This is a genomic window from Paracholeplasma brassicae (genome assembly GCF_000967915.1).
Classification (GTDB): domain Bacteria; phylum Bacillota_I; class Bacilli_A; order Acholeplasmatales; family UBA5453; genus Paracholeplasma; species Paracholeplasma brassicae.
Map to the genome: position 1 here is coordinate 341159 of NC_022549.1, position 17099 is coordinate 358257.

Genomic DNA, 17099 nt, shown 5'->3' on the forward strand with positions numbered 1-17099 from the left:
GAGAATATTAAAATGGCAAAACAAAAATTTGAACGTACAAAACCACACGTTAACGTTGGAACCATCGGTCACGTTGACCACGGTAAAACAACATTAACAGCTGCAATTTCAACAGTTTTAGCTAAAAAAGGTTTCGCAGAAATGAGAGACTATGCTTCAATTGACTCAGCTCCAGAAGAAAAAGAACGTGGTATTACAATTAATACATCACACGTTGAATACCAAACTGAAAAACGTCACTATGCACACGTTGACTGCCCAGGTCACGCCGACTATGTTAAAAACATGATCACAGGTGCTGCTCAAATGGATGGTGGTATCTTAGTTGTATCAGCTGCAGACGGCCCAATGCCACAAACACGTGAACACATCTTGTTATCACGTCAAGTTGGTGTGCCTAAACTAGTTGTATTCTTAAACAAATGCGACATGGTTGATGATGAAGAATTAATCGACTTAGTTGAAATGGAAGTTCGTGAATTACTTTCAGAATATGATTTCCCAGGTGATGACGTTCCTGTTATCCGTGGTTCAGCTCTTAGAGCGCTTGAAGGCGACGAAAAATGGGCTGCAAAAATTGACGAATTAATGGAAGCTGTTGATACTTACATCGACAACCCAGTTCGTGAAACTGACAAGCCATTCTTAATGCCAGTAGAAGACGTATTCACAATCACAGGTCGTGGTACAGTTGCTACAGGTAGAGTAGAACGTGGAACAATCGTAGTCAATACAGAAATTGAAATCATCGGTATCACTGACACTCAAAAATCAGTTGTTACAGGTGTTGAAATGTTCCGTAAATTATTAGACAGAGCAGAAGCTGGAGACAACATTGGTGCTTTATTACGTGGTGTTACACGTGACAAAATCCAAAGAGGTCAAGTATTAGCTAAACCAGGTTCAGTTAAACCTCATAGCAAGTTTGAAGCACAAGTATACGTTCTTTCTAAAGAAGAAGGTGGACGTCATACAGCGTTCTTCTCAAACTACCGTCCTCAATTCTATTTCCGTACAACTGACATTACAGGTGTTATTACACTTCAAGAAGGTACAGAAATGGTTATGCCAGGCGACAACACGGTTATGATCGTTGAACTTATCCACCCAATCGCTATCGAAGATGGTACTAAGTTCTCAATCCGTGAAGGCGGACGTACCGTAGGCGCTGGTTCAGTTACTAAGATTTTAGAATAGTAACCACCAAAACTTAAATGGATAAACCACAAGCAAAAGCTTGTGGTTTTTTTGTTACCACGAGTAAGTCTAATCTTTATTAATATTAATCAATGTTTCTTAGTTAAAAATCAAGTCGAATCGTGGTAAAATAGTAATACGTATCATAAAGATTAGGATTAACAGTTAAAGAAAATAGGAGTATAATATAAGATGATTGACACACACGCACATTTGAATATCGAAGCGTTTGAAGATGAGTTAGAAGACGTCATCAACCGTGCAAAACGAGCAAGTGTTGATGAAATTATCGTTGTTGGTATGTACGAAGAAGCAAACCAAAAGGCACTAACGTTAACTAAACAGTACCATAACCTGTACGCAAGCGTTGGACTACACCCATCGTATGTGGATGAAGGTATTGATTTTTCTCTACTTGAGGCGCAGTTACAAGATGAGAAAGTGGTTGCACTTGGTGAAATTGGCATCGATCTTTACTGGGTAAAAGACAATCTTGATAAACAAATTAGGTACTTTAAAAAACAAATAGAACTTGCCATCAAACACAAGTTACCAATCATTGTCCACAGCAGAAATTCAAGCAGTGAAATCTATGAGGTTCTAAAAGAATATCAAGGAAGAATCACGGGTGTGATGCACTGCTTTTCTGATGATATGTCCTGGGCTAATCAATTTCTAAATCTCGGGTTTTACATTGGTATTGGTGGGGTTGTGACATTTAAAAATGCTAAAGAAGTCAAAGAAGTGGCTAAAAACGTGCCACTAGAAAGGCTTTTAGTTGAAACGGATAGTCCTTATTTGGCGCCAACGCCACATAGAGGAAAGAAAAATGAGCCGGCGTATACCGCTTACGTGCTAGAAGCGATTGCACAGTTAAGACAAATGACAAAAGAAGATCTTAATGACATTACGACAAAAAACGCTAAGCGTTTATTTAATAAAATGGAGGGATAACATGAAGAAAATAGTAACTTTCTTATTAATTATTTTAAGTTTTTCAATTTTAACTGGTTGTTTTAACACAGAAACCACAACCTTTACATTAGAAGATGTCCAAGGCCAGATTGTGGATGTTTATGACGAGGTCAGCCCATTTACAGTCGCGGTTGTTTCCTATTTAGAAGATTATCAAACTTACGCAGGGCACGGTTCAGGCCTACTTTACGATAAGATTGAAACCACCACAGGCTTTAAATACTTTGTGATAACGAATTACCACGTCGTTGAATCTCAGGCGTATCTAAAAATATACATGGGCAAAAATACCTATTATGAAGCAATGCCTCACGCCGTTCATGAGAATAAAGATTTAGCGATTGTTTCATTTGAAACGACGGCGGATTTAGAAGTTTATGGCACAGAACAATTCACAGGCTCTACGTTTGTTTCACCAAAAGTGGGTTCGTTTGTGATTGCCGTAGGTACCCCGCTTGATCTTGATTATTTTAATACCGCAACCTTAGGGATTGTTGGTGTGACGACCAATCTAGGCGTGATTCAACACGACGCAGCCATTAACCCAGGTAATAGTGGTGGCCCACTATTTGATCTAAATGGCAATCTACTCGGTTTTAACACATGGAAACGTGCCGAAACCACCACGAGTGATGGCACCATCTCCGTTGAGGGCATTGGTATGGCAATTTCGATGTTTATTGCAGTACCTGAGGTCAACAACCTAAGAGCTGGCAATTCTACATTTGCACAACCTAAACTTGGTGTAACGGTGATTGATGTAGCAAAAGTGATTGATGAAGTATATGAGGGTGTAAGACCTGAGTTTATTGAAAGCACTCAAACTGATGGTGTGTTTGTCAGTAGTGTTGTGCCACTAAGACCTTCATATGGTGTCATTCTTTCAAAAGATATAATCATTGAGGTTAATGGTATCGCGATTTCAACCACTGAGGATTTAATTCCTCTTGTGTCACAAGCAAACTATGGTGATACATTTACGATTAAACTCAGACGCTTTGTGGATAATCAGTTTAAAACAATCGAAGTTACAATTATAATGTAGGGAGTGGTTATATGATGTTAAGAGGTTTGTTATTAAAAATTGAAACAGGACAGCCTTTAAGTGAAAAGCAAGAAAAGAAATTAGCCTCTAGATTATATTTAATCCCATCGTTTTCAAGAGCCCTAATGAATTTGTTTTTTGGCGTATTAATCCTAATATTGGTTTTAATGGCCTATACAAATACCATTAAAGAAGTCGAACCAGCCATTCTTTACTTGGCGAGTTTTGTGGTGTTTCTAGTTTATTTGTATGTCACAATTTTTCCAAAAAGAAAAAATATTATGAAGTATCTTCAAGCGGTGGAAAAGTTTTATGAGACCAAGTTTGAAGGACTTGATCATTTTGATCTATACTACATAGGTCAACATAAATCACCACACATTAGAAGCTTAAGATCTTCAAAGATTTACTTATTATCTGATGGGTTTCACATTCTATTTATTGACGACTATTTTAAAGATACTGCGTATCAGTTACCAAGCTATTTATCTAATGGGCAAACAATCTATATGCGTGTCATAGATAAAGATAAAAACGATCAATCGCGTATATTACTTGATGTCAGTATGATTGAAAATTTCCGCTTATCGAATGACGATTATCCAGTTGATAAAAAAGTAAAAATCAAGAAATATGAAACCTACTTTAAGAATTTTTTAGATCAAAATCAGTATATGACAGACAGACATTATGTCACATTAAAACTAAATAATGGTACCGTCTTTCGCTTAAGTTACAAGAGTTATGACTGTCTTAAAAAATCACTACCTCTTAGGGAGGTGGTGTAGTGACTAATTACTCAAAGGATGTATTTTTACAACTACTGAAATACAACTACACGATTGCGTTTGCAGAAAGCATGACCGGTGGGGCACTTGCCTCTAACCTGGTGTTAAATCCAGGGGCATCTGATGTCATTGGCTATTCGGTCGTCACTTATAGTGATCAAGTAAAAATCAAACACTTAAACATCAATCCAATGCTGATTGATATTCATGGTGTTGTTTCTAATGTGATTGCCATGGAAATGGCAAAGTCAGTTAGACAAATTGCAGAATCAAATATTGGGGTTGGTATCACTGGAAATGCTGGTCCAACAGCCACAGGAAACGCTCAGGTAGGCGAAGTTTGGGTCGCAGTAGACTACTTAGGTGAGGTGTATTCTTATCATCTACAGCTCAAACAATTAAGTAGAGAAGAAGTCATTGAGCAAACCGTTAAAGTGGTCTATTCAATGCTCAATCAGTTGTTAAAAAAATAGTTTGTATTCCAAGGAAACTTGTGATATAATATCAAAGCGTGGTTTATATTATATATAACCATCCTTGTCTTATCTTCGAATAAGACCAATAGACCAAAAGGAGGTATGAAGATGAAGAAATACGAAATTATGTACATCATTCGTCCGAACTTAGAAAGTGAAGAAACCAAAGCAGTGATTGCGAACTTAAGTAACATTTTTACTGAAAGACAATCACAAGTTTTAGAACTTAAAGAAATCGGATTGAAAGACTTGGCATATGAAATCGACCATCTTAAAAAGGGTTACTATGTGTGGACACTAGTTAACGCTAATAACGAAGCGATCGATGAGTTTAACCGTGTGATTCGCATTACTGAATCAGTGATTCGTTACATCGTTGTAAAAGACGGCGAATAAGGAGGGTTAATTATGCTTAATCGAGTGATTTTAGTAGGGAGAATAACCAAAGACCCGGAATTAAAAAGAACTCAAACGAATATTGCAGTGGTATCATTTACGTTGGCGATTGATCGTCAATTTACGAATGAACAAGGCGAAAGACAAGCAGATTTTATCCAATGTGTTGTATGGCGTAAACAAGCTGAGAACGTGGCCCAATTTGTAAGAAAAGGGGCATTACTCGGGATTGATGGACGCATACAAACCAGAACTTATGAAGGTCCTAACGGTGATACTCGTTACGTAACTGAAGTGTTGTGCGACTCTGTTCAATTCTTAGAATCTAAGAAATCACAAGAACAAACCAGCCCGCAAGATTTTGAAAGTAACACTTACCAAGAAGAAGACCCATTTGTTTCAACAGGAAAGAGTCTAGCTGCAGAAGAAGATTTACCATTCTAAAGGAGGCTAACTATGCAACAAAGAGGCGGATTCAAAAGACGTCGTAAAGTATGCTATTTTACACAAAATAAAGCAACTCACATCGATTTTAAAGATGTTGAACTATTAAAGCGTTTCATCTCAGACAGAGGTAAGATTTTACCACGTCGTGTGACTGGAACATCAGCTAAATGGCAACGTCCATTAGCGGTTGCGATTAAACGTGCAAGACACATGGCATTAATACCATACGTAAAAGAATAATTTTGACTATAAAAGACTTTATTATAAAGTCTTTTTTTGTTGTTTAAAGACGCTATTCTTGGTATAATACAAGAAAGAAGGTGAATACATGAAACGAGTAATCAGCCTAATTGTTTCAGTTTTTGGTTTGGTATCAGTCATCATTATTGGTGTAAGAAGAGATATTTTTAGCGATTATAGCGATAGGGTATTTTACGGTCTAATTATCGCTTTTTTAACGCTTTTTATTACCACAATTATGATTATTATCAATTTTCAAAGACAACAAAAAATCAAATCATTGGAAAATAGACTTACCGCTTGGAGTAGTCTTTCTTATCACGTAAAACAGATTGGTGATGAGGCATTTAATGAACTTGAAATTGGTATTATTCTTTATGATAAAAATAACATGCAAGTCAAATGGAGTAACCCGTTTGCAAATAAAATATTCAATAAAAACCTTGAAAATTTAGCACTAAGTCAATTACATGATGAGCTCTTAACGCTTGTAACGGATGATTTAGATAGTTTAACGGTTTCAATATTAGATCGTAAATACGATGCGAAAAGTCATAAAAACAATCAAGTCATCTATTTGTTTGATGTGACTGCGAGAGAAGAAATCAGACAAAAATACAAAAATCGTTCAACCGCACTTGGTATTCTCTACCTTGATAACGTTGAAGAAGCGCTTCAAGGATTTGATATTTACGAACGTTCGAACATCCGTGGGGAATACCTTGGTGTAATCACCGACTGGATTAATGAACATGATGGGTATTTAAAGCTTTACATGGAAGACCGTATGGTCATTGCGATGCACTATGAAGAACTTCAAAAAGTAATCGGCAATAAGTTCGATATTTTAAACAAGATTCGTGAAATTTCAACCAAGCACCACGTGAGAGTGTCGGCATCGATCGGGATTGCCTCATGGGATGTCTCATTTGAAGAACTTGGTGCACTCGCACAAAATGCGATTGAACTAGCTGAAAAACGTGGGGGGGACCAAGCGGTTGTCAACATTCAAAATGAGAAAATTGCTTACTTTGGAGGAAAATCAAACGCCTCTGAAAAGAGCTCAAGAGTTCAAGTTCGCGTTCAATCTCAAACATTCAGAGAATTAATAGAAAATTCAAAGAACGTGGTTATTATGGGACATAAGCAATCGGATATCGATGCCTTTGGGGCGATGATTGGTATTTTCCGTATGTGTCGTGCCTCTGACATACCAGCTAGAATCGTTTACGATCCGACTGAAATCGATCAAACGGTAAGTAAGATTCTACCACTTGTCGAAGTCGAATCCAAAGACTTATTCGAATCATTAACCGCACCAAACGAAATCATACGTTTAATGGATGAAGAGACCTTACTTGTGGTGGTTGATACACAATCGCCAAACATTGTATCTAATGCAGAGGTCCTAAGACAGTCGAAGAAGCTCGCGGTCATCGACCATCACAGACATGGCGATGTAACCTTTGAAGGGATCTTTATGTACGTTGAACCTTACGCCTCAAGTAGCGTTGAGTTAATTGCTGAAATGATGGAATTCTATCAACGTGACATCGATTTAAGACCAATTGAAGCAAGTATCATGTATGGCGGTATTATCGTTGACACCAATGAGTTTACGTATCGTACAGGGATGAGAACCTTCGGTGCTGCCGCGTATTTAAAAGAACACGAGGCAAGCTCAATTCGGGTTAAAGAATGGTTAAGACTTGATTTAAGTCGTACGTTACTACTAAATGAATTATTAAAAGACGTTATTGTCTTAAAGTCTGGGTTTGCTGCGGTCATTGACACCTCAGGTGAAATAAGGGACCGTGTGTTATTGGCTCAAGTATCATCAAAAATTCTTGAAGTCGATGGCATTCAAGCCGGCTTTACAGTGGCTCTTGTTGGCGATGGGCTAGTGGGTATTTCAGCCAGAAGTTATGATTCAGTCAACGTTCAAATCATTATGGAAGAAATGGGTGGTGGTGGTCACTTAAACAGTGCCGCAACCCAAATTAAACATCAAACGGTCCAAACCGTGTTTGAAGATTTAAAACAAATTTTATTAAGAGACGATGAAGGTGGAGAAAAGATGAAAGTAATATTAACAGAAGACGTTAAAGGAAAAGGTAAGAAAGATGATGTGATTGAAGTAGCCAATGGTTATGGTCAATTCTTATTATCAAACAATAAAGCCATTGTGGCTTCAGACGATAACGTCAAAGAACTAGAAAGACAACACAAAGAGTTAATTGAAAGAGAAAAACAACACTTAGCGTTAATGACTAAGCTAAAACAAGAAATCGAGTCTAAGAGCGTCAACGTATTCATTAACATCGGAGCAGACGGTAAGTTGTTTGGTAGTGTAACAACCAAACAAATTGTTGAAGCCTATGAAGAACAAACCGGTATTCGATTGGATAAAAAGAAAGTTGAGTTAACCTCAGAAATTAATTCAGTTGGTATTTATACCGCAACCGTGACACTACATAAGGATGTTAAAGCACAATTCGAAATTAACGTTCTAGAGAAATAAGGTGAGTTTATGAGTCGAGTAATGCCATTTAATTTAGAGGCGGAACAATCGGTTTTAGGTGCAGCGTTTCTAAATCCAAATGTCTTAATCGCAATTATTGATAAACTGAATCAAGAAGACTTTTTTGATCAACGCAATCAAAAAATATATGAGGCAATGCGTCAGATTTTTCAACGTAGTGAAAAAATAGACTACACGACCGTTTCAACGGAACTTGCTCAAATGGGTGCGATGAAATCCATTGGTGTGGCGTATTTATCCGAACTCACTGACTTCGTACCGACAACGGCTAACTTAGATGCCTATATCGACATCGTTAGGGATTATTCCTTAAAACGTATGGTGATTGAAACCGCAGGTAAAATTCTAGAGGACGGTTATAACGAAGGTATTCGTGCGACTGAATACATTGATGACGCAGAAGAAAAAATCTTTGATTTGGTCAGACGTCGTAAAGCCACTGAGTTCTTAAAAATCGACAAAGTGGTTCAAGAAGTCAGAGAAAAAGCAGAAAGCCGTAAACACCAAGGTGCAATCACCGGTCTTAAGACTGGGTTTGCCATCTTAGACAATCTAACCGCAGGCTTTCAACCAGAAGAACTATTGATTTTAGCTGCGAGACCCTCAATGGGTAAATCGGCGTTTGCGATGAACTTAGCACTTAATGCCGCAAAGTTTAATCATGGTGGTAAGGCAGGTGTGGCCGTATTCTCGCTTGAAATGTCAAACGAACAATTGGTTGGACGTATGTTATCAAGTGAAGCACGCGTTGAAAATAAAAAAATCAAAACGGGGGAATTGACCTCAAAAGATTGGCAGTTTATCGATACGGCGTCACTTTCACTGGCGAATTTGAATATCTTTTTTGATGATTCAAGTGCGGTGACGGTTCAAGAAATTCGTTCAAAATGTCGTAAGTTAAAACAAGAAGGTCGTCTAGACTTTGTGGTGATTGACTACTTACAGTTAATCAAAGGTGATGAACGCGGTGGATCCAATCGTCAAGAAGAAGTGGCAAAAATCTCAAGAAGCCTAAAACAAATGGCAAGAGAATTAAAGATCCCAGTCATGGCGCTATCACAGTTATCTCGTGGCGTAGAAAAACGTGACGATAAACGACCGGTGCTGGCTGACTTAAGAGAGTCCGGTTCAATTGAACAGGACGCCGACATCGTTATGTTCTTATACCGTGGTGAATACTATAGCCATGGGCAAGAAGATAATGGTGAAACGGAAGTATCGATTGCGAAAAACCGTCAAGGCTCGGTTGGTAACGTATTAAACTTTATTTTCGAAAAACAATACTCTCGTTTTATTCCAATTGCGGAAAGAGACGACGAACCTCAAAATTAATAGTTAAGGGAAACTTCAAAAACATGTTTTGACTTGTTTATCGAAGTTCCCTTTTTATTTTTCAAAAAGTGTCTCGTTTTGGTATATTTTTATAGCGATTTTTAACGATTTATGATATGATAGTTAAGGCTTAGGAGTGATAATATGTTTGATAGATTAATATTAATAGAAAAAAGATACGATGAAATCAGTGAGCTTTTAATGCAGTCTGAAATCGTCACAGATGTCAAAAGAATGACGACGTTGTTAAAAGAACAACGTGGGTTAGAAAAAACGGTAGAAACATTTAGAGCATTTAAAGATGCAAAAAATCAAATTGAAGAACTTGAGTTGTTAAGTGAAGATAAAGATAAAGAGATCAGTGAAATGGCAACGTTAGAGCTGGATGTACTTTATCCAAAAGTAGAAGAATTAGAAGAAGCGTTAAAGATTTTATTATTACCAAAAGATCCGAACGACGATAAGAACGTTATCGTTGAAATCAAAGGGGCTGCTGGTGGTGATGAAGGTAACATTTTTGCTGGAGACTTATTTAGAATGTACGCCAAATACGCAGAAACTCGTCATTGGAAAATTGAAATTCTAAACGCCATGGAAGGCGCTATGGGTGGGTTTACCTCACTTGAATTCATGATCAGTGGGGATTTGGTTTATTCGACAATGAAATACGAATCGGGGGTTCATCGTGTTCAACGTGTTCCTGAAACAGAGTCACAAGGTCGAATTCATACCTCAACGGCTACGGTGCTTGTGATGCCTGAAGCGGAAGAAGTTGAAATCAATATTTCCTGGAATGACATTCGTTTTGATACATTTAACTCCTCAGGACCTGGTGGACAAAGTGTCAACACAACTTATTCGGCTGTTCGACTAACGCACATTCCGACGGGGATTGCTGTGGCGTGTCAAGAAGGTAAGAGCCAACATGAAAACAAAGACAAAGCCTTTCGTTTGTTAAAGTCAAGAATTTACGACAACATGATTCAAGAGCAACTTGAAAAAGAAGGCGAACAACGTCGTTCATTGGTTGGTAGAGGCGATCGTAGTGAAAAAATTAGAACGTACAACTACCCACAAAACCGAGTGTCAGATCACCGAATTAACTTAACCATTCAGCGTCTTGATGCCGTGATGGAAGGCCGTCTTGATTTGGTCCTTGAACCACTAATTAATGAGTTCCAAAAACGACAATTAGCTGGGACGAACGAATAATGACTTATAAAAAATTAATGAACTTAGGGATTAAAAAAATTGAAACTAATGAATCCTTAGAAATTGAAGTCGCTAAGCTCTTGTTGATGCATTATTCAACGATGAGTCCAACACAGTTCTACCTTAATTTTGACAAAGAGGTCAGTGCTGATGTTGAAGCAATTTATTTAAAAGCGATTGATCAATACGTTTTAGAACTAATTCCAATGCAACATATCTTGGGGTTTGCGCCATTTTTTGGTTATGATTTTATCGTTAATGAACACGTTTTAATTCCAAGAAGAGAAACCGAATTATTAGCAGAACATGCACTTTATGTCTACGACACAAAATTTAGTGGAAAAACCATTGATGTTTGTGACATCGGTACGGGTTCAGGGTGTATTGCGATTACGCTATCATTAGAAGAAGCAAACATGAACGTGGTTGCCTCTGATATTAGTGAGGAAGCTTTAAAGGTTGCCAAACGAAACAACGAAGCACTTGGTGGGTCGGTCAAGTTTTATCAAGGCGATTTACTTGAACCACTCAAGGGACTTAAATTTGATATGATTGTCTCAAATCCACCGTACATCCCAAAAAACGAAGACGTCATGGACTTGGTTAAAAAGAATGAGCCTAGTGTGGCGTTATTTGGCGGCGATTCGGGATTGGTTTTTTATGACCGTATTCTAAAAGAAAGCCTAAATTACTTAAAACCAAATGGTGTGATTTTATTTGAACATGCTTACGATAAGAAAGAAGAAATGAAGGCCTTGTGTTTGCATTATTATAAAGACGCAACCATTGAACAACTCAAAGATTTAAGTCAAAAAGATCGTATGACGATTATATACACTTAGGAGGCTAACCATGATTGAAGATTATTCATTTGAAGATGGATTTATGAATGATGGATCGGTGGTCATTTTTCCAACCGACACGGTATTTGGTCTGGCTTGTCGTCTTTATGATGACGAAGCGATTGATAAAATACATCAAATTAAAAAAGATGATCCCAATCACTATTACGCAGTTTTATGTGATACCGTCGTATCAGTAAATGATTTGGCTGTCATTGATCAACGTGCTCGGGCACTCATGCTAACGTTTTGGCCGGGACCACTAACCTTAATCTTAAATAGTACACTGGCACACAAAGAACGTTCTGGGTTTGATAAGATTGGTGTTCGAATTCCAAATCATGAAGCGGCACTGGATCTGATTAAGAAAAACGGGCCTTTAATTACAACCTCATTAAACATCGATGGGAGCTCTGAAGTCTTAGGTATCGATGAAATCAAAGAACAATTTACTGGGGTTGTTGATTATATCTACGAAGAATACAATGCGTTTTATTTGAATATCACCTCAACCACAGTGGATTTAACTGGTAGTGAGATTAAGTACTTACGTATTGGATCAATCACACAAGAACAGATTGAACAAGCCATCAAAGACGAATCTTAAACCGCTGATTTTGAACCGCCCCCTGTCAAGTAGACAGTGGAAATAATTAAATAACTGATTCAATTTTTAAGGCTTGATTCCGAAATTCCATCGGAGTTAAGCCTTTTAGTTTTTCTTGGTACCTTTGTTTATTATAAAACTGGATGTATTGATCAATCGCTACTTTGAGTTGATTGATGTCGTGAAACTGGGTTAAATAGTACATTTCTGATTTAAGTGTACCCCAAAAACTCTCCATCGGTCCATTATCAATACACCTACCAACTCTAGACATACTGACTGTCATGCTTCTAGAAGTGAGCTTCTTTTGAAACACTTTATTCGTATATTGATACCCGCGGTCACTGTGTACCATCGGTTTGGCTTCCGGATTAAGTTGGAATGCTTTCTCGAAGGTTTCATTTACCAGTTGGTTATTATTCGATATACCCATTTTGTAACTGATAATACTGGTATCACACAGATCGATGATGGCACTTAAGTATAACTTAGTATTCGATCCAATCACCTTGAACTCGGTAACGTCTGTTAACCATTTCTCATTGGGATTATTAGCCTCAAATTGTCTGTTTAAGACATTCTCTGCTGTGATCTCTGGTCTTACTTTAATATACCCCTTACGCACTCTACGGATAACCGACGATACACCTAATTTCTTCATCAATCGTCTGATGCGTTTTACATTATAGTTCGTTTGATTCCGCTTATTAATCCATAAAGTCATCCGTCTATAGCCTAAGATACCTTTAAACTCATCATGATATTCAAGAATCAATTGAGATAACTCATGATTAATCTTTTCTTCATTTGTTTCTTCATGTTTTAACCACTTATAATAGCTGCTACGAACAATCAAAAGGATTTCACATAACACCAAAATAGGATAGTTTTTTGCCTCATGAAGCCCTTTTATCGTTTTGTATTTGGCTTCTTGGCGGATCTTGCTAAAATATCCCTCCTTTCGATCTCCTGGAATTTTTTTATGACTTCAGCCTCCATCTCCAGACGTTCATTCTTCCGTCTTAGAAGCTCAACTTCACGTTTTAGTTTCTCAATTTCACTTAGATTCTCTACAGGCTTTCTCTTGCCTCGTTCGTCCTTTAAACCAGCTTCACCTTCTACGTTGTATTTTCTGACCCAGTTATACACTTGTGAGTAGGCTGTCTCAAACTTCTCCGCTGCGAGTTTATATTCAAAGTTATGTTCAATCGTCCATTTCACTATATCTAACTTTTCTTCATAACTCACTTTTCTTGATTTCGCCATATAAACATACCCCTTTGGATCATACGCTTTGATCTCGTTATGTCTATTATACTTGGAAACCCAACTCTTAATCATTGAGTCTGATGTTATTTGATATTGTTTGGCCAGTTCTGCGTATGATCCTTTGCCATCGTGGTAAGCTTTAATCACCTCTAATTTGAATGATTTCATATAACTTTGGTTTCTTGGTTTATCCTCAAATGCCATACTTCCCATCGATTCATAGTTCCTGACCCATTGTTTAACACTGGATACGTCACATCCTAATTCACATGCGATTTCTAACATTGACTTGATTCCTGTTTGATATGCTTTGATTGCTTTGATTTTTGTTTCTTTACTGAATCTTGGTGTTCTTGACATAAGAAAAATCCCCTCTCTGTACACTTCTACAAACTTTAATTATTTGTAGTGTCTACTTTAAGGGGATCATATCATTTTAGCGGTTTTTATGTTTTTTTGATCCAATTGGTATGTTTTGATTATTTTATCGTAGAAACCATTGATTTTTACCTATCTTTTTAAATAATAGATTTACAGCGTTCATCGTGGGGGAAATTATGAAGAATAAAAAACTGATTACGTTTGATATGAATAAAAAACCGGTAAGACAGCGTATCTATTTGACACCACTGACGTGGTTGTTAAGCTTTCCAAGTGTCATCAAACATCGGTTAAAAATAAATAAGGTCAATATGGAAGGCTTAAAAAAACCTTACATTCTTTTATGTACACATCATTCGTTTATGGACTTCAAAGTCACCACGAAAGCAACATTTCCTAGTCGACTTAATTACGTTGTTGCGATTGACGGGTTTATCAAACGCGAATGGTTATTAAGAAACGCTGGTGGGATTTGTAAAAGAAAGTTCACCAACGATACGAGATTAATCAAGCACATGAAATACATACTTAATGAAAAAAAAGGCATTGTGGCGATTTACCCTGAGGCGAGGTATTCGCTCATCGGAACTAATGCCATCTTACCTGAATCCTTAGGTAAACTCATTAAGCTGTTTAAACACCCCGTGGTTGTTTTAAACATGCATGGGGACTATTTGATGCAACCTGTGTGGAATTTAGATAAAAGAAATGTGAAGCTTGCTGCTGATATGACTCAAATCATTAAAAAAGAAGAAATTGAGACCTTGTCGGTAGAACAAATAAACGCTAGAATCAATCAAGCTTTTCGATATGACGAGTATCAATATCAGTTCGATAACCAGATTAAGATCGACTTTAAAAACCGTTTAAAAGGGATATCTCGTGTGTTATATCAATGCCCACACTGTTTAAAAGAACACGTCATGGCTTCGGATAAAAATGAATTATGGTGTGAAGCTTGTGGCGAAAAATACGTCCAAGACATTTATGGTCAAATCAAAAACACCAAGGGCAATTCGATCTTTACACATTTGCCAGATTGGTATGAGTTTCAAAGAGAACAAGTAAGAAAGCAAATCGAGGATGGCACTTACTATTTTGAGGATGAAGTCAGCGTTGAGTCATTACCAAACTCAAAAGGTTATGTTGACTTGGGTATCATGAAGTTAGTGCATAACAACGAGGGCTTTTGCTTGTATAAAAAAGATGGCTCATTTGAGCTGAAAAAAGAAGTGCTCAGTATGTATGGTCTTCACATCGAATACAATTACATGAACAAAGGGGATTGCTTAGATCTTTCAACCCTAGAAAACACTTACTACATTTACCCGCTTAATTATAAAAACGTTGTAACGAAACTGCATTTTGCAGTAGAAGAACTCTACAAAATCCATAAGAGTGAGATAAAATAGATGAAAAACCATCTATTTTTCTTTATTTTTGGAATGTAACCATTTTTATTGTCGGAATTATTTAAAAAAAATAAGTAATTTAGATAGAGTGTGATATAATTATTAAGGTTTTTAGAAAAGAGTGAATATATGGATATTAGAAACATAGCAATTATTGCCCACGTAGACCACGGTAAAACGACTCTTGTGGATGAATTATTAAAACAATCAGAAAAAAAGAACGCACACGAAGCAATTCAAGAACGTGCAATGGATTCAAATGACATTGAACGTGAACGTGGCATTACGATTCTTGCGAAAAACACAGCAATCGAATACAAAGGTGTTCGAATCAATATATTAGACACCCCAGGGCATGCCGATTTTGGTGGTGAGGTTGAACGTATCATGAAAATGGTTGATGCGGTTGTTTTAGTCGTTGATGCTTATGAAGGCTCAATGCCTCAAACACGTTTCGTTTTGAAAAAAGCATTAGAATCTGGTTTAAAACCAATTGTGGTTATTAATAAGATTGACCGTGCGTTTGCAAGACCAACCGAAGCAGTAAATGAAGTTTTCGACTTGTTTATTGAATTAGAAGCGAACGAAGCACAGTTGGATTTTCCCATCATTTATGCATCGGGAATTAAGGGCTTAGCCTCATACAATAAAGAATTTGATGATGCCGTTGACATGAAACCATTACTTGACACCATCATTGAATACGTACCAGCACCTGGACAAGATGTACAAGCTAGTCTTCAATTTCAACCAGCGTTACTCGACTATAACGAATACGTCGGACGTATTGGTATTGGTAAAATCATTCGTGGGACCATTAAGATGAATCAAATGGTTTCTTGTGTGAGACTTGACGGCACAATCAAACAATTTAGAGTTCAAAAACTCTTCTCATATATTGGCCTAGACCGTATTGAAGTCGCTGAAGCCTACGCCGGTGACATTGTTGCCATTGCTGGTTTACCTGACATTTATGTCGGTGAAACCGTCTGTGAAATTGGTCAAGAAGAAGCACTACCAATCCTTCATATTGATGAACCAACCGTTCAGATGACTTTTGGTACTAATACTTCACCATTTGCTGGTAAAGAAGGTAAGTATGTCACTGCTTCAAAGATTGAAGAACGTTTATATAAAGAAACACAAAAAGACGTTTCACTACGTGTTGAACGACTTTCTGGTAAAGAAGAATGGGTCGTTTCAGGTCGTGGTGAATTACACCTTGGTATCTTGATTGAAAACATGAGAAGAGAAGGCTTTGAATTCCAAGTCTCTCGTCCTCAAGTCATCATGATTGAAACAGAAGGCGTTAAAATGGAACCATACGAGTTTGTACAAGTAGACTGTCCAAACGAAGTCATGGGGACGGTCATTGAAATGCTAGGTTCTAGAAAAGGCACCATGGAGTCAATGACGAACCATTTAAACCAATCAAGATTAACCTACACCATGCCATCAAGAGGCTTAATTGGCTTTATGACTGATTTTATGACCGCAACCAAAGGTTATGGGATTATTAATCACTCATATATGGAGTATCGTCCGGTTGAAGCTGTTGAAGTTGGTAATCGTCCTAATGGGTCACTTGTGTCTCTACTTGAAGGGATGACAACCTCTTATGCCATCGGAAGACTAGAAGACCGTGGGGTTATGTTTATTGAACCACGTCAAAAAGTATACGAAGGTATGATTGTTGGTGAGGCAAATAAAGAGTTTGATTTAGCGGTTAACGTGACTCAAGAAAAACAATTAACAAATATGCGTTCAAGTTCAAAAGACTCAACGGTTGTGTTAAAACGCCCAAGAGAAATGAGCTTAGAAGCTTGTCTAGAATTCATTAATGACGATGAGTTGGTTGAAATTACACCACAAACGATTCGTTTAAGAAAACGTATCTTAAAAACGAACGAACGTAAAAAATACGATAACTATAAATAA

At 37.4% G+C, this 17099-nt stretch carries 17 protein-coding genes; 15 read left to right on the forward strand and 2 right to left on the reverse strand.

The genetic code is table 11. The features are described 5' to 3' along the window. Window positions 1-12: 12 nt before the first annotated feature. The 13 genes from tuf to BN853_RS01665 all read left to right on the forward strand — a co-directional run bounded on the left by tuf (window position 13) and on the right by BN853_RS01665 (window position 12099). Window positions 13-1197: an elongation factor Tu gene (gene tuf / locus BN853_RS01605; RefSeq protein WP_030004194.1), complete on the forward strand. Its 1185-nt coding sequence runs from the start codon at window positions 13-15 to the stop codon at window positions 1195-1197. Window positions 1198-1389: 192 nt separating this feature from the next. Continuing rightward, window positions 1390-2151, forward strand: a complete 762-nt coding sequence (locus tag BN853_RS01610) for a TatD family hydrolase (protein ID WP_030004195.1) — start codon at window positions 1390-1392, stop codon at window positions 2149-2151. A gap of 1 nt (window position 2152) precedes the next feature. Continuing rightward, window positions 2153-3217: a S1C family serine protease gene (locus BN853_RS01615; RefSeq protein WP_030004196.1), complete on the forward strand. Its 1065-nt coding sequence runs from the start codon at window positions 2153-2155 to the stop codon at window positions 3215-3217. An 11-nt stretch (window positions 3218-3228) separates the two neighbouring features. Continuing rightward, window positions 3229-4005 carry a hypothetical protein gene (locus BN853_RS01620; RefSeq protein ID WP_052591123.1) on the forward strand — a complete coding sequence of 259 codons (777 nt, stop codon included), beginning with the start codon at window positions 3229-3231 and terminating at the stop codon, window positions 4003-4005. Beyond that, window positions 4005-4478 carry a CinA family protein gene (locus BN853_RS01625; protein ID WP_030004198.1) on the forward strand — a complete coding sequence of 158 codons (474 nt, stop codon included), beginning with the start codon at window positions 4005-4007 and terminating at the stop codon, window positions 4476-4478. The genes BN853_RS01620 and BN853_RS01625 overlap by 1 nt, the downstream gene beginning before the upstream one ends. Window positions 4479-4589: 111 nt before the next feature. After that, window positions 4590-4877 (forward strand): 30S ribosomal protein S6, encoded by a 288-nt coding sequence (gene rpsF / locus BN853_RS01630; protein ID WP_030004199.1) that lies wholly within the window; start codon window positions 4590-4592, stop codon window positions 4875-4877. Window positions 4878-4889: 12 nt separating this feature from the next. Next, window positions 4890-5321, forward strand: coding sequence for a single-stranded DNA-binding protein (gene ssb / locus BN853_RS01635; protein WP_030004200.1), 432 nt, complete (start codon window positions 4890-4892; stop codon window positions 5319-5321). Between the two features lie 12 nt (window positions 5322-5333). Further along, window positions 5334-5564: a 30S ribosomal protein S18 gene (gene rpsR, locus BN853_RS01640; RefSeq protein WP_030004201.1), complete on the forward strand. Its 231-nt coding sequence runs from the start codon at window positions 5334-5336 to the stop codon at window positions 5562-5564. An 88-nt stretch (window positions 5565-5652) separates the two neighbouring features. Then, a complete protein-coding gene (rplI, locus tag BN853_RS01645; protein ID WP_030004202.1) occupies window positions 5653-8085 on the forward strand; it encodes a 50S ribosomal protein L9 in 2433 nt (810 codons plus the stop codon). Between the two features lie 9 nt (window positions 8086-8094). Continuing rightward, complete coding sequence (gene dnaB / locus BN853_RS01650) at window positions 8095-9438, forward strand: replicative DNA helicase (protein ID WP_030004203.1); 1344 nt, start codon at window positions 8095-8097, stop codon at window positions 9436-9438. 144 nt (window positions 9439-9582) lie between these two features. Next, entirely contained in the window at window positions 9583-10650 is a 1068-nt protein-coding gene (prfA, locus tag BN853_RS01655) for a peptide chain release factor 1 (protein ID WP_030004204.1), read from the forward strand. Then, entirely contained in the window at window positions 10650-11492 is an 843-nt protein-coding gene (gene prmC / locus BN853_RS01660; RefSeq protein WP_030004206.1) for a peptide chain release factor N(5)-glutamine methyltransferase, read from the forward strand. The genes prfA and prmC overlap by 1 nt, the downstream gene beginning before the upstream one ends. A 10-nt stretch (window positions 11493-11502) precedes the next feature. Then, window positions 11503-12099: an L-threonylcarbamoyladenylate synthase gene (locus tag BN853_RS01665; protein WP_030004207.1), complete on the forward strand. Its 597-nt coding sequence runs from the start codon at window positions 11503-11505 to the stop codon at window positions 12097-12099. Window positions 12100-12145: 46 nt separating this feature from the next. On the opposite strand, the gene BN853_RS01670 is transcribed toward BN853_RS01665, so the two are convergent. Then, window positions 12146-12973 carry an IS3 family transposase gene (locus tag BN853_RS01670; protein ID WP_030004561.1) on the reverse strand — a complete coding sequence of 276 codons (828 nt, stop codon included), beginning with the start codon at window positions 12971-12973 and terminating at the stop codon, window positions 12146-12148. A 35-nt stretch (window positions 12974-13008) separates the two neighbouring features. Continuing rightward, window positions 13009-13728 carry a helix-turn-helix domain-containing protein gene (locus BN853_RS01675; RefSeq protein WP_030004029.1) on the reverse strand — a complete coding sequence of 240 codons (720 nt, stop codon included), beginning with the start codon at window positions 13726-13728 and terminating at the stop codon, window positions 13009-13011. Window positions 13729-13925: 197 nt separating this feature from the next. Here BN853_RS01675 and BN853_RS01680 point away from each other — a divergent pair, with 197 nt between their 5' ends. After that, on the forward strand, window positions 13926-15161 hold the full coding sequence (locus BN853_RS01680) for a lysophospholipid acyltransferase family protein (protein WP_030004208.1): 1236 nt from the start codon (window positions 13926-13928) through the stop codon (window positions 15159-15161). A 129-nt stretch (window positions 15162-15290) separates the two neighbouring features. Further along, window positions 15291-17099, forward strand: coding sequence for a translational GTPase TypA (typA, locus tag BN853_RS01685; protein WP_030004209.1), 1809 nt, complete (start codon window positions 15291-15293; stop codon window positions 17097-17099).